Origin of the sequence: Pseudomonas sp. B37(2017), from assembly GCF_002112885.1 — a bacterium.
GTDB classification, from domain to species: domain Bacteria; phylum Pseudomonadota; class Gammaproteobacteria; order Pseudomonadales; family Pseudomonadaceae; genus Aquipseudomonas; species Aquipseudomonas paraglycinae.
Window position 1 is genome coordinate 1,055,187 of sequence record NZ_NEIX01000001.1, and the last position, 13,948, is coordinate 1,069,134.

12 protein-coding genes are annotated in these 13,948 nt (G+C 60.1%); 8 read left to right on the plus strand and 4 right to left on the minus strand.

The features are described 5' to 3' along the window. Positions 1–210 precede the first annotated feature (210 nt). The 4 genes from CAF90_RS04730 to CAF90_RS04745 all read left to right on the plus strand — a co-directional run bounded on the left by CAF90_RS04730 (position 211) and on the right by CAF90_RS04745 (position 3,568). Positions 211–1,647 carry an NAD-dependent succinate-semialdehyde dehydrogenase gene (locus tag CAF90_RS04730; RefSeq protein ID WP_007955129.1) on the plus strand — a complete coding sequence of 479 codons (1,437 nt, stop codon included), beginning with the start codon at positions 211–213 and terminating at the stop codon, positions 1,645–1,647. A gap of 11 nt (positions 1,648–1,658) precedes the next feature. Next, the gene (locus CAF90_RS04735; RefSeq protein ID WP_085604210.1) at positions 1,659–1,991 is read left to right on the plus strand and encodes a carboxymuconolactone decarboxylase family protein; all 333 of its coding nucleotides are present in this window, start codon (positions 1,659–1,661) and stop codon (positions 1,989–1,991) included. After that, complete coding sequence (locus CAF90_RS04740) at positions 1,992–2,993, plus strand: NAD(P)H-quinone oxidoreductase (RefSeq protein ID WP_085604213.1); 1,002 nt, start codon at positions 1,992–1,994, stop codon at positions 2,991–2,993. A gap of 107 nt (positions 2,994–3,100) precedes the next feature. Further along, positions 3,101–3,568 (plus strand): hypothetical protein, encoded by a 468-nt coding sequence (locus CAF90_RS04745; RefSeq protein WP_085604215.1) that lies wholly within the window; start codon positions 3,101–3,103, stop codon positions 3,566–3,568. Positions 3,569–3,695: 127 nt separating this feature from the next. Here CAF90_RS04745 and CAF90_RS04750 read toward each other — a convergent pair whose 3' ends face one another. Beyond that, entirely contained in the window at positions 3,696–6,785 is a 3,090-nt protein-coding gene (locus CAF90_RS04750; protein WP_085604218.1) for an efflux RND transporter permease subunit, read from the minus strand. Continuing rightward, complete coding sequence (locus CAF90_RS04755; RefSeq protein WP_085604223.1) at positions 6,782–7,891, minus strand: efflux RND transporter periplasmic adaptor subunit; 1,110 nt, start codon at positions 7,889–7,891, stop codon at positions 6,782–6,784. The genes CAF90_RS04750 and CAF90_RS04755 overlap by 4 nt, the downstream gene beginning before the upstream one ends. Before the next feature lie 190 nt (positions 7,892–8,081). Here CAF90_RS04755 and CAF90_RS04760 point away from each other — a divergent pair, with 190 nt between their 5' ends. Then, a complete protein-coding gene (locus tag CAF90_RS04760; protein WP_085604226.1) occupies positions 8,082–9,542 on the plus strand; it encodes an efflux transporter outer membrane subunit in 1,461 nt (486 codons plus the stop codon). 25 nt (positions 9,543–9,567) lie between these two features. Here CAF90_RS04760 and CAF90_RS04765 read toward each other — a convergent pair whose 3' ends face one another. Continuing rightward, positions 9,568–10,188: a TetR/AcrR family transcriptional regulator gene (locus tag CAF90_RS04765; protein WP_039772195.1), complete on the minus strand. Its 621-nt coding sequence runs from the start codon at positions 10,186–10,188 to the stop codon at positions 9,568–9,570. A gap of 123 nt (positions 10,189–10,311) precedes the next feature. Further along, entirely contained in the window at positions 10,312–10,908 is a 597-nt protein-coding gene (locus CAF90_RS04770; protein WP_007955146.1) for a TetR/AcrR family transcriptional regulator, read from the minus strand. Between the two features lie 148 nt (positions 10,909–11,056). On the opposite strand from CAF90_RS04770, the gene CAF90_RS04775 reads away from it, so the two are divergent. The 3 genes from CAF90_RS04775 to CAF90_RS04785 all read left to right on the plus strand — a co-directional run bounded on the left by CAF90_RS04775 (position 11,057) and on the right by CAF90_RS04785 (position 13,937). Next, positions 11,057–12,157: an alkene reductase gene (locus CAF90_RS04775; protein WP_085604229.1), complete on the plus strand. Its 1,101-nt coding sequence runs from the start codon at positions 11,057–11,059 to the stop codon at positions 12,155–12,157. A gap of 39 nt (positions 12,158–12,196) precedes the next feature. Continuing rightward, the gene (locus CAF90_RS04780) at positions 12,197–12,985 is read left to right on the plus strand and encodes an SDR family oxidoreductase (RefSeq protein ID WP_085604232.1); all 789 of its coding nucleotides are present in this window, start codon (positions 12,197–12,199) and stop codon (positions 12,983–12,985) included. Between the two features lie 82 nt (positions 12,986–13,067). Continuing rightward, positions 13,068–13,937: an alpha/beta fold hydrolase gene (locus tag CAF90_RS04785; RefSeq protein ID WP_085604235.1), complete on the plus strand. Its 870-nt coding sequence runs from the start codon at positions 13,068–13,070 to the stop codon at positions 13,935–13,937. The last annotated feature ends 11 nt before the right edge of the window (positions 13,938–13,948 follow it).

Sequence of the window (13,948 nt, forward strand, 5' to 3'; positions counted from 1 at the left end):
CGTGATAACCGCTTTTGTTCAGGATGCTACACGGTCGGCCCGCAGCCCGATATTACCTCTGCAGACAACAATGATTCCCTCCGGCCCGACTAAATCAACGGGCCCTCCTTCCATAGACTTGGTTGCACAAGCTTCCTGATCAGGCTTTGCAGTACAGCCCATCAGGCACCGAGCTTCATACGAATCTCACAACCAACTGAAGGCCACATCATGAAGACTTCCTACGATCCGCTTTATCTTTTCATCGGTGGTGAATGGCTCAACGCCGAAGGGCGCGAGACTGTCGCCGTCGTTAACCCGGCAACCGGCCGGGAAATCGGACGCGTCCCACTCTCCACCGCAGACGATCTTGATCACGCCCTGGCAGTGACTCGACTGAGCTTTGAGCAGTGGCGCCAGACCGTACCCGACAAACGCGCAAAAATTCTAAAACGTGCCGCCGACCTGATCCTCGAACGTGCACCGCAGATTGCTGCGCAGATGACCCTGGAGGAAGGCAAACCGCTGGGTGAAAGCCTGGATGAAGTGACCCGCGCGGCGGAGTATTTCGAATGGTTCGCCGAAAGTGCCCGGCGAATCGATGGCCGTGTGGTCCCGGCCAATCGACCAGGCGTGCTGCAACTGGTCAAACGCCAGGCCATCGGCCCGGTGGCCGCATTCACGCCCTGGAATTTCCCGGCCATCACCCCGGCACGCAAACTCGCGGCAGCGCTGGCTGCGGGTTGCAGCGTCATTCTCAAGCCAGGTGAAGAAAGCCCCTCCACAGCGCTGGCCCTGGCGCGTGCACTCGACGATGCAGGATTGCCCAAGGGTGTGCTGCAAGTGGTCTTTGGCGTACCGGATCAAGTGTCCAGCCATCTGATCGCCTCGCCGATCATTCGCAAAGTGACGTTCACCGGTTCGGTGCCCATCGGGCGCCTGCTCTCTGCACGAGCGGCTGAAGGCGTGAAGCCCATCACCCTCGAACTGGGTGGGCACGGACCGGTTCTGGTATTCGAAGATGCCGACATTGAAAAAGCCGCCATCGAAGGTGTCGCCAATCGGTTTCGCGGGACCGGGCAAGTGTGCATTTCATCCACTCGGTTTCTGATCCAGCGTGGTGCCTATCAAGCCTTCGTTGATCACTTTGTCGCTGCGACCCAGGCCCTGCGGATCGGCGACGGCTTGCATCCTGACACCCAGGTCGGACCGTTGGCCAACCCGAGGCAATTGGCAAAGATGGAAGAACTGGTGGCCGATGCCGTCGAAAAAGGTGCGCGGGTATTGGTCGGTGGTGAAGCCTTGTCAGGCGAAGGCTACTTCTTCCAACCCACGGTTCTGGCGGATGTGCCGATGGATGCCCGCGTGATGCACGAAGAGCCTTTCGGCCCTATCGCCGTGCTGATGCCGTTCGATGAACTGGCAGATGGTTTGAAAGAAGCCAACCGCCTGCCCTACGGCCTCTCTGCCTATGCGTTCACCACCAGCGCTCGCACGGCCATTGACGTCGCGGACGGATTGGAGGCCGGGATGATCGGGATCAACCAATACCGCATCGTCGCTACCGAGCTCCCCTTCGGCGGGATGAAAGAAAGCGGTCACGGCTCCGAAGGTGGCATTGAAGGTATCGAGCACTATCTCACCCACAAATTCATCAGCCAGGTTTAAGGAGCTCGCCCATGTCCAGGATCAATTTCAACAGTCCTCGCGAAGCAGCGCGCGCGTTCACTCCGAAGCTGGCGCAATTCGTCGACTCGACGCTTTATCCGCACATCTGGAGCGATCCCGCGCTGTCCCCGCGCGACCGTAACCTGATCACCGTGGCGGCATTGATTGCCGCTGGTCACTCGGAAGAGTTGCCTGCCCACTTACGCCGCGCGGCTGGCAACGGTGTAACCCAAGGCGAACTGGCGGCAGCGATCACGCACCTGGCTTTCTATGTGGGCTTCCCTGGCGCCATCACTGCTTCTGCTATTGCCAACGCCACGTTCAGCGAAACGGAGAACAACTGAATGAAAGCCATCAACATCAGACAATTCGGTGCGCCAGACGTCCTTGAACTCGTGGAAGTCGCCAATCCTGAAGTGCGGCCTGACGACCTGCTGGTACGTGTCTATGCCGCCGGGGTGAACCGTGCGGATCTGACGCATCGAACCGGTGGGTACGGCCATCCGAATTTCGGCGACTCGCTGATCATCGGCCTGGAAATCGCCGGCGAAGTGATCGGGAAAGGTAGCGCGGTGACGGGGTTCGAAGCAGGTGATCGAATCATGGGCGTGGTCGGAGGCGGTGCCTACGCCGAACTGGCACGCATCGATTACCGCATGGCCATGCACATCCCGGCGCAGCTTGACTATGTACACGCGGCGGCTATTCCAGAGGTCTTCGTCACGGCCCATGAAGCGATGATGCATCTGGCTCGGCTCAAGGCCGGCGATTCAGTGTTGATTCATGCGGCCGCCGGCGGCGTCGGGTCTGCCGCGGTGCAGCTGGCTTATGCCACGGGTGCCACGGTGTATGCGACGACCGAAGGCAGCAAGTTGGCGCGTGTCGAGCATTTGGGCGCTGACGTGGCGATCGACTACAAGACGCAGGATTTCGCTGACGTAATCGCCGCCAAAACCCAGGGTCGCGGCGTCGATGTCATCATCGACTTTATCGGGGCGCCCTATTTCGCACGCAACATCGCATCCCTTGCAAAGGGCGGTCGCCTGGTTCAGGTGGGCATCCTCGGCGCAGGCGGCAACGTGACCGTAGCGCTGGAGGACATTCTTTACCGCCATTTGCAAATCATCGGTACGGTGATGAAGTCGCGTACGCAGCCGGAGAAGCACGACATGATCAAGCGCTTCCGCGAGCACTGGCTTGATCGCTTTGAAGGGGCCGGAAGCCTTGAGCCTGTCGTCGATAGCACGTTTGCGTTATCACGGGCTGCCGATGCTCACCGCCGAATGGAGTCTTCCGAGAACGTCGGGAAAATCATTCTGACGATGCAGCCTGAAGACTTGCTTTGAGTCTGGCCAAAACGGGGTGAAGACGCCTCCTGGAAAAATCGGCAAGACTATTTTGCTAACATCGCGCGCTCCAGCCCAATTGCACGAAGTAAACCGCAGGTATTTACATGTTCGACAGAAGCGATTTCGATCAACTATCGAGTGACCAGCAGATTTGTAGTGCTACACGAAGTGAATATCGCGGTCTCTACTACGTCACCTATCCAAACGACGCCTTTCGATATTCTGAGTCGCAGGAGACCATCAGAATAACTCGCGCACCCAAACGGCATGGTGAAGACGGACTGAAATTCTGGCTCCAGGCGGAGTACCTGGATTGGCGACCTGAAAGTGACAGCCGTTTCCCGCAACACGTATCCGACGCCAAGTTTGAGAAAATCCCGGAAGCTGTTTTCAATCAGATGATTGTGGATCGGACGATTGATTTGATTGCTCCGCTCAAGCAACCGCTGCATGAGCCGACAGGTTTTGTCGGAGCGTTGTTGATGTACTCAATGAAGACGGATTTCATCGTTTCACTGTTCGCGGAGTATGAAGACGAGTACATCCATTTCCACTGGTACACGATTTCATAAGCTATGGCACCAAGGGCTCACGCGGACGTTTCCGGGGTTTGGAAATGACGAGCCAATAGCGCCAGGCTGTTCACGTGCGCGGACAAAGAGGCCCGCCAGAACGGGCCTCGATTTCCTGCATTTATCGCTACATCGGTTTGACTATTGCAGCCCGCGCCCTGGCGTCGGGACCGATCTTGAACCAGATCGAGTACATCGCGGGCAGGAACACCAGCGTCATGACGGTGCCGACGAGCGTACCGCCAATCAGGGTATAGGCCAACGTCCCCCAGAACACCGAGTGTGTCAGGGGAATGAACGCCAGGATCGCCGCCAGGGCTGTCAACAGTACCGGTCGCGCACGTTGCACCGTGGCTTCGACGACAGCGTGAAACGGATCCAGCCCTTCTTGCACGTTGTGATGGATCTGACCGATCAAAATCAGCGTATTGCGCATCAGGATCCCCGACAGTGCAATCAACCCGACCAACGCATTGATGCCAAACGGCTGATTGAAAATGAGCAGTGTCGGCACCACGCCAATCAAGCCCAACGGCGAGGTCAGGAACACCATGATCATCGCCGAGATCGAACGGACCTGCACAATGATGATGACCAGGGTCATGGCGATCATGATCGGCAACAACGGCAGGATCGCCTTGCCGGCCTTGCCGGACTCTTCAATCGCACCCGCCTGCTCGATCCGGTAACCGGAAGGCAGTTTCTCGATGATCGGCTGCAGTTGCTTCAGCAGCGCACTGGAAACGTCCGGTGGCTGCAAGTCTTCGGCAATGTCGCCGCGCACGGTGATGGTCGGGGTGCGATCACGCCGGCGCAGGATCGGATCCTCCATGCGCACATCGACCTCGCCTATCTGCGACAACGGGACACGCTGCCCCGCCGCACCGACCAAGGTGAAGCCTTCGATTTGCTGCGGATCGAGCCGGATATCGCCCGCTGCCCGCCCCATGACCTGCACAGAACGAATGTCCTCACGCACCGCCGTGATCGGTACTCCGCTGAGCAGGAACTGCAACTGCTGTGCAACCGCAGTCGATGTCAGCCCCACTGCCTGCAGACGATCCTGATCCAAATTGAAATGCAACGACGGAGACAGCGGACCCCAATCAGTGTTCACGGTTCTCATCATCGGGCTGTCCTGCATCACGCCCCGCACCTGCTCGGCGATCACCCGCAACTTGGCCGGATCAGGCCCCATCACCCGGTAGGCCACCGGAAACGGCGAGTAAGGACCAAACACGATTTGAGTTGCCCTTAGACGCGCCTCCGGGGCGAGCCCTTGAGCGACCGCGTCACGAAAACGCAACTTGAGGGTTTCCCGTGCTTCCTGACTGTCGGTCAGTACAACGATCTTGGCGAACGACGGATCGGGCAGTTCCGGCGCCATCGCCAGAAAGAAACGCGGCGCCCCTTGGCCGATATAGGCCGTGACGATTTTTGCCTCGTCTTGCTGGCGCAGCCAGGCTTCTACTTTGGCGGCCGTGGCGCTGGTCTGCTCGATGGAAGTGCCGTAGGGCATTTGCACCTCGATCATGACTTCGGGACGGTCAGAGGTCGGGAAGAACTGTTTTTTCACCAGGCCCATGCCCGCCGCTGCCACGAAGAACAGGACAATAACCATGCCCGCGACCAGCCATTTGCGCGCAATGACCCGAGTCAGAATCCGGCGGAAGCGGTTGTATCGCGGCGTGTTGTAGATCGCCGCATGTCCACCGTCCACCGCCTTGATATCCGGCAACAGTTTCACGCCCAGATAAGGGGTGAACGCCACTGCCACGACCCAGGAAGCGATGAGAGCTATGCCAACGATCCAGAACATGTTGCTGGTGTATTCGCCGGCCGTGGACTGAGCAAAACCGTTCGGCAAAAAACCGATCGCCGTCACCAGGGTTCCGGACAGCATCGGCGCCGCCGTGTGGCTCCAGGCATAGGCAGAGGCCTTGATGCGATCGTAGCCCTCCTCCATTTTCACCACCATCATTTCAATGGCGATGATCGCGTCATCGACCAGCAGCCCGAGCGCCAGAATCAACGACCCCAGGGTGATACGGTCAAAGTTTTTGCCGGTGGCCGCCATCACCACAAACACGATCGCCAGGGTCAACGGCACCGCAGCGGCGACCACCACGCCGACACGCCAGCCCATGCTTAGAAAGCAGACGAGCATGACCACCAGCAGCGCGACGAAGAACTTGACCATGAACTCGCCAACGGCGGAGTCGATATTCACCGCCTGGTCGGTGACCTTGGAGAGGCTCATGCCCAAGGGCATTTCCTCATTGATCCTGACGGTCTCGGCATCCAGCGCCTTGCCCAGATCAAGGCCGTTCCAGCCCTCACGCATCACCACTCCGAGCAACAGCGCCTCTTCGCCGTTATTGCGCACCAGAAAGGTGGCCGGGTCTTCGTAACCTCGTTCGACCGTCGCCACATCAGACAACTTGAGTGTCCGCCCCTGCACGATCACAGGGGTGTCGCGGATTTTTTGCAGCTTGTCGAACGCACCATCGAGGCGCAGAAAAACCTGTGGCCCGCTGGTGTCGATTGATCCGGCCGGGGTCAGTGCGTTCTGACTGTTCAGCGCGGCGAAGATGTCCTGCGGTGACAAGCCCAGGGTCGCCAACCGGTCATGCGAAAAGGAAACAAATATTCGTTCGGCTTGTTCGCCGATGATGTTGACCTTCTTCACCCCCGGCACATGCAACAGGCGCTGGCGCATGGACTCCGCATCGCGGACCAGCAGACGCTGCGGCTCGCCCTTGGCTTTCAGGGCGAACAGCGCAAAGGTCACGTCCGAATACTCGTCGTTGATCATCGGCCCGATGACGCCCGCCGGCAACTTGATCGCTTCATCGTCGAGTTTTTTACGCGCCTGATAGAACTCTTCCTGCACTTGCGAGGGCGGCGTGCTATCGAGCAACGAGACCATCGTGAAAGCGAGCCCTGGCCGCGTATAGGTTTCCGAGCGGTCGTACCATTTGAGTTCTTGCAGGCGCTTTTCCAGTGGCTCCGCGACCTGATCCTGCATCTCCTGTGCGGTCGCCCCCGGCCACGCCGTGATGACGGTCAACTGCTTGACCGTAAACGGAGGATCTTCGGCACGCCCCAGCTGGAAGAACGCCAGGGTGCCGGCAACGGCGATCAGGAAAATCAGAAAGACCGTGATCGAACGCTCGCGAACGGCGATGGCAGAGAGGTTGAATAGGCCCTCGCTCATGGACGACTCCCGGCAACGGTCGCCGCATCAGGCACGGGCATTCTTACTGCTTCACCTTCGCGCAACAGGTGAGCGCCCAGCGCCACAATCTGTTCGCCAACCCGGAGATCGCCAGCGACTCGGGCCGAATCGTCGCTCAACCCCAGCACCCGAACCGCTCGCCAGGTCACGGTTGGCGGTGTGCCGTCGATGACCCACACGCCAGGACCTTGACCCGCGTCGTAAAGCGCGGCAACAGGCACTTGCAACGATGCGGCAGGTGTCGAACCCTCGGCGATTCTGAGGGTGACTGTCGAACCTATCGGCGCATTGGCCAGCGCGCCTTCCAGTACGTAGCGCGCCTCGAACGTACGCGTCGTGCGATCTGCCGAATCGGAAAGCAACCTCAGTTTCGCGGTAACAGCACCCGAGGCGTCGCCATAGAGCGTGGCTTGCGCGGTGGATCCTGCTGCGGGGCGCAACGTCTCGGGCAAGTGCACGATGGCCTCGCGCTGCCCTGCCCGCGCCAGTCGAACCACCGGTTGTCCAGGGCTGACGACTTGTCCGGGTTCGGCGAGTGTTTCCACCACAACGCCGTCGGCATCGGCGACCAGCACCGCATAACCGGAAGCGTTGCGGGCTACGTCCGCTTGCGCTTCAGCAGCGCTGAGTTGCGCCTTGGCGGTATCTGCGGCGGCTTTGATCTGATCGTAGGCCGATGCGGAAATGGCGCCGGCGCTGACCAGAGTGCGATAGCGGGCTTCGTCATCGGCTGTCTGCCTGGCCCGGGCCCGGGCGGCGGTGACCGACTCCTGCTGCGCGCGTGCCTGCAACCCCAGGTCGATGGGGTCGAGCCGCATCAGCGGCTGACCGCGTTTGACGCTCTGCCCCGTGTCAACCAGACGCTCGAGCACCTTGCCCGAAACGCGAAACCCCAGATCGCCCTGAATGCGCGCCGTCACCACTCCCGTGAAGGTGCGAGAACCGTCAGCCGCAGCCTGAACGGCGGTGAACCTGACCAGAGGCGCCTGTGTGCGCGGGTCTGCAACGGATGAGGAATCACCGCACGCCGCCAGGGCGAGTGGCAACAGGCATGCGGCAATGGGGGAAATTCGAAGCCGGCGCATAGGTTCACTTACTGAAATAGGATGATCATCATATTCTCATCTTTGTGACCAATATCGTCAACAGTCACATTAAATGAGGTATTCGACGCTCCAGTTTTATCATTTATGCCGTGATTGCCTTTTCAAGCCTTAATTGACACGCTGTGACCATTGCTTAATATGGTCACAAAAATCTCGTTAAGGAACGCCGATGCCTCCCCTGCGCCCGATTGCTCTTTTGGTTAGCGCCAGCCTCATGGCAGGTTGTGCGGTGGGTCCGGATTACCATCGTCCAGACGCCCCGCTTTCAGATCATTACCTGGCGCGGTCTGCTGTCGAACCGCGATCCGGATCGACACCGGACAGCCTTGCCGCCTGGTGGGAAAGCTTTAACGATCCGCTACTGAGCAACCTCATCGACCAGGCCTTGCAGCAGAATCTGGACCTTGCACAGGCATCAGCGCGCGTCACCCAGGCCAAGGCCGGCCTGGGCGCCGCAAATGCAGCACTGCTGCCCTCGGCGAACATCAGCGCACAGGCGGCACGCGCTTATCAGTCCGTCGAGACGCCACTGGGCCAGGTGTTGAATTCAACACCCGGCTATGACCGTTACGGCAATGCCTACGAGGCCAATCTCGAGGCGGGCTGGGAAGTCGATGTCTTTGGCGGACTGCGCCGCGGGCGTGAGGCGGCACTGGCTGAGTATCAGGCCTCAGCAGCCGGTTTCACGGCGACGAGGTTGGCGATCGCTGCGCAAACGGCCGATATCTACATCACCCTGCGCGGATTACAGGCGCGGCTGGACATCGCCAACCGGCAAGTCGATACTCGGCGCGCGTTGCTGGAAAAGGTCCGGTTGCTTTACGGCAAGGGTCTGGCCGCGGAGTATCAGGTGCGCCAGGCCGAGGGTGAGTTGTCGCAAGTCGAGGCGACCGTTCCGGTACTGCAAAGCGGTCTGGAAGCAGCAATGAATGCGATGGACGTACTGCTCGGCACGCCTCCCGGCACTCACCGCACGCAACTGGCACGTGAGAACGAAATTCCCGATGTGCCGTCGCTGACTGCGCTGGGCACACCGGCAGATCTGCTGCGGCGCAGACCGGACCTGATCGTGGCCGAACGCCGCCTTGCGGCCTCTAACGCGCGTATCGGCGAAGCGATTGCCGAGTACTACCCGAAATTTTCTCTCAGCGCCTTGCTGGGCAGCGCGACAGCCGTCTCCGGCGGCAATCTTTTCACTGGTGGCGCAAGCCAGTCTGCCGGTGTCTTGGGTTTGCGCTGGCGGCTTTTCGACTTCGCACGCATCAACGCCCGGATCGATCAGGCCAAAGGTCAGGAATCAGAAGCATTGGCGGCCTATCGCCAGTCGGTACTGCGTGCCACCGAAGATGTAGAGAACGCGGTGTCCTCACTGGTGAATCGGCAAGCCCAGACCACCACCCTTACCGGCGGCGAAGCCGCGCTGACTCAAGCTCGCCAGTCCTCGTTCACCGCCTATGAAAAAGGCACCGCGAGCCTGATTGATGTCCTGCACGCCGACGAAACACTGTTGCAGGCCTCCGACGCCAGAGCGCAGGCGCGGACGGAATCGGCCCGTGCGGCGGTGGCGGTATTCAAGTCACTTGGTGGTGGCTGGCAACCCACTGAATCACAACCTGTAGCGGCACGCTGAGCAGCACCACCAGATCGCTTTCAGGTCAGGGCATCAGGCTGCGCAAAATGAGGTTCGAGGTCAGCGTGGGCGCTACCTCGATAAAATCGAGATTGTGCTGCAGCAGCAACGGGTTGACGAAGGGACGCAGAGCCAGATGAATCGCCTCGACGGTCTCGTCCAGCGGAGTCTTGCGCTCGAACTCTCCGAGCTCTCGCCCTTCACGCACGATGTCGAAAATAAAGCGCTTGATCTGCTCCTCATACACCTGAGCACTTGGCCAACGCTCCGCTGCCGAGAATGCCGCGATGTCGTAAAGCTTGCGATCATTGAAGAACAGGTCCACACCCGTGGCAATCACGGTCTTCACCAGCCGGCGTAAACGCTCGGTCGGCGAAATCGCCTCTGCGTTAACAGCCTGTTCGACCGCTGCAACCATTTGCCCCAGACAATTTGAGCAGATCGCTTCGCCGATCGCCTGCTTGGAATCAAAGAATTTATAGATGTACGCCTTGGAAAAACCGATGGCCCTGGCCAGATCGGAAACCGTGGTTTTGCCATAGCCGTATTGGCTGAAGTGTTCATTGGCTGCCGCGACGATCTGATCACGAATGTCGTGATCGACTGGGCCACGTGGGCCGGGCGAAGATATGGATGGCTGATTCATGGGCGTAGCTTACTCACCCTGTCGAGGTCTTACAAATCGTGACCAATAGAGTACATATTCACGAAAAACGGCTGTCTAAAACGGGCTGACGTTCAAGTCATCGAACAGGGCGGATCAGTCCTTCTACAAGGTTTCTACTTCATCGACCGGCAACACCGGCAATGAAGCAAACATTTCAGCGCGGCATACCTCAAGGATTTCATCCGCCAGGGCGGAATCATCCGGGCAGGCGCGTGACAGGATGATTGCGCCGAGCGCACGCGACAGCAGGTCGATCATTTTCTTTCTCCCCTCGCCCTCCCCAGCATCCGGCCCTGTCGGATATTTTTCCCCCAGAGTTTGCAGGGTGCGTTCAATGCCTTCGGCAAACGTGGCTTTCACATCGTCCGACTGACGCGCCGCGTCGCCACACAGTGCGGCCATCGTGCAACCGCTGCCGCGTCCGTCGCGATGTTCTCTGTTCACATAGACGTTGATGAAACCGGGAACATCGAGCGCCTGGGCGCCGGTCAACGATTTGCCGAGACTGCAGGCCGAAGCTTCGGCCATCAGGTCGGCCTTCGACCCGAAATGCTTGTAGAAGCCCCCATGGGTGAAACCGGCAGCCGCCATGAGATCCGCCACACCGACGCCGTCAAAGCCACGCTCACGGAACAGCTCTGAGGCCGTCTCGACGATGTGTTCTCGATTGGCCTGCGCCTGGGCCTTGGTCACTCTCACGTGCAATACCTCGTGTTCAGCGGGATTTCCTGCGTCCGATGATACATAGATGTTGGCCATAATCAAAACTGTTGACAGTTTAGATTTCGATCATCATCCTAATTTCACACCCACCGATCTCCATTCACGGGCACGGAAGATTCATCAGATGACCAAGCAGACTCTGTTCACCCCTTACACCCTGGGCAGTCTCACGCTGTCGAACCGCGTAGTTCTCGCGCCGCTGACACGCAACCGCGCAGGCCAGGGCTTTGTCCCCAGCGAATTCGCGGCCGTCTATTACACCCAGCGCGCCAGCGCCGGTTTGCTGATCAGCGAAGCGACGCAGATTTCCCGACAGGGCCAGGGTTATCAGGACACACCCGGGATCTACACCCAGGCGCAAATCGATGGTTGGCGCGCAGTCACCGATGCCGTCCACGCTAAGGGCGGAAAAATCTTCCTGCAGTTGTGGCATGTCGGCCGCGTCTCACACGTTGACCTGCAAGAAAACGGCGCCGCACCGGTGGCCCCTTCTGCGCTGCGTGCCGCGACCAAAGTGTTCGTCAACAACCGCTTTGAAGACGTCTCCGAACCCCGCGCCCTGGAAACCAGCGAACTGCCGGGGATCGTCTCCGATTTCCGCCAGGCTGCGGCCAACGCGATCGCCGCCGGGTTCGATGGCGTGGAGATTCACGGTGCAAACGGCTACTTGCTGGATCAATTCCTCAAGGACAACGCCAATCTGCGCACCGACGCTTACGGCGGCTCGATTGAAAATCGTGCGCGTCTGTTGCTCGAAGTGACGGCGGCCGTCGTCAATGAGATCGGCGCGGATCGCACTGGCGTGCGCCTGTCTCCCGTGTCGCCGGCCAACGGCGTATCCAGCAGCGATCCGCAGGCGCAATTCAATTACGTCGTCGAGCAACTCGACGCCCTCGGTGTGGTTTATCTGCACATGGTCGAAGGCGCGACCGGCGGCCCGCGCGACGTGGCCCCTTTCGATTTCGGGGCCCTGCGCCAACGCTTCAAAAACACCTATATCGCCAACAACGGCTATGACCTGGACCTGGCGAACGCGCGGCTCGCCGAAGACCAGGCCGACCTGATCGCCTTCGGTCGCCCGTTCATCGGCAACCCGGATCTGGTGGAGCGCCTCAAGCAGGGCGCGCCGCTGTCCGCTTTCAATCCCGCCACCCTCTACGGCGGCGGCGCGGCGGGCTACATCGACTACCCGGCTCTCGCTGAATCGAGCGTCAGCGCAAGCTGAGCGCGTTCCGTTTCTCACCTCCTGAAAAAGAGATACCCCATGAGCACTCGCCCTACTGTTCTCATCACCGGCGCCTCCACCGGTATCGGCGCCGTCTATGCCGAACGCTTCGCCAAACGTGGCCACGATCTGGTACTGGTCGCCCGCGATCAGGCTCGCCTGGACACACTGGCAGCGCGCTTGCGCAGCGAGCACGACGTCGCCGTCGATGTCATCCCGGCAGACCTGACCCAACTCAGCGATCTGACCACCGTTGAAAGCCGCCTGCGCGACGACGCCCGCATCGGCATTCTCGTCAATAACGCCGGCGCCGCGCTGTCCGGCCACTTCGTCGATCAAAGCACCGACAGCGTTGCGCAACTGGTCGCCCTGAACACCACGGCGCTGGTGCGGCTCGCCAGCGCCATCGCCCCACGCCTGGCCAAGGCCGGCGACGGCGCAATCATCAACATCGGTTCGGTGGTGGGCCTGGCGCCGGAGTTCGGCATGAGCGTCTACGGTGCGACCAAGGCCTTCGTGCTGTTCCTGTCCCAGGGCCTGAGCCTGGAACTCTCGCCTCAGGGCGTCTACGTGCAGGCCGTGTTGCCCGCCGCCACTCGCACGGAAATCTGGGATCGCTCCGGCGTCGACATCAACACCCTGAGCGAAATCATGGAAGTGGGTGATCTGGTGGATGCCGCACTGGTTGGTTTCGATCGTCGCGAACCTGTGACCATCCCGCCGCTGCACGAAGCCGAGCGCTGGGATGACCTGCAGGGCGCACGTCAGGGCCTGCTGGGACAAATCCGCCAGTCTGCGGTTGCCCAACGCTACCAGACGCCACAGTGATTTTTTGCTAGCGAGCATTCGCGGCAGATTCGATGCAGGCACAGGGCATTGCATCGAATCCTGCCCGCTGGCCGGAGTGACAATGAGTTCAATACAGACAAATTCCCGCTCGGGTTCGCCGACGTCATTCATCGACGCGGCGAACCAGTCGATCACGGTCAACGGCATTCCCTTCGCCTATCGCGACACTGGGCCCGCAACCGGCATGCCCCTGGTACTGTTCAACCATTGGGGCGCGGTACTGGACAACTTCGACCCCGCGATCATCGATGGCCTGGCGCAAACCAGACGCGTCATCACCACCGACTATCGCGGCATCGGCAACTCGGGTGGAACCGCGCCACTGACGGTGGGCGAAATGGCCGACGATGCCATCCAGCTGATCAGGGCGCTGGGGCTGAAAACCGTGGATGTGCTCGGTTTCTCCCTCGGAGGTTTCGTCGCTCAGGACATTGCCCTCAAGGCGCCTGACTTGGTACGCCGGTTGATTCTGACCGGTACTGGACCGGCGGGCGGCACCGGCATAGACAAGGTCGGCACAGTTTCATGGCCATTGATCCTCAAAGGTTTGCTGACCCTGCGCGATCCCAAGTTCTACCTTTTCTTCACCTCGTCGGCCAATGGGCGACGGTCTGCCTCGCAGTATTTAAGACGCCTCAAGGCACGCAAGAAAAATCGCGACAAGGGCCCGACGCCCCGCGCTTTCCTGCGGCAATTGAAAGCCATCACCGCGTGGGGCAGACAACCGCAACAAGCGCTTGGACGCTTGCGCACGCCGACGCTGGTCGTCAACGGCGACAACGACATCATGGTGCCCAGCGTTAACTCGTTTGAACTGGCCAGGCTTATCCCCAACGCACAGTTGGTGATTTTTGAGGATGCCGGGCACGGTGGGATTTTCCAGCATCACGCCGACTTTGTGGCCAAGGCGCAGGCGTTTCTCGATGCTTGACCACGTCACGC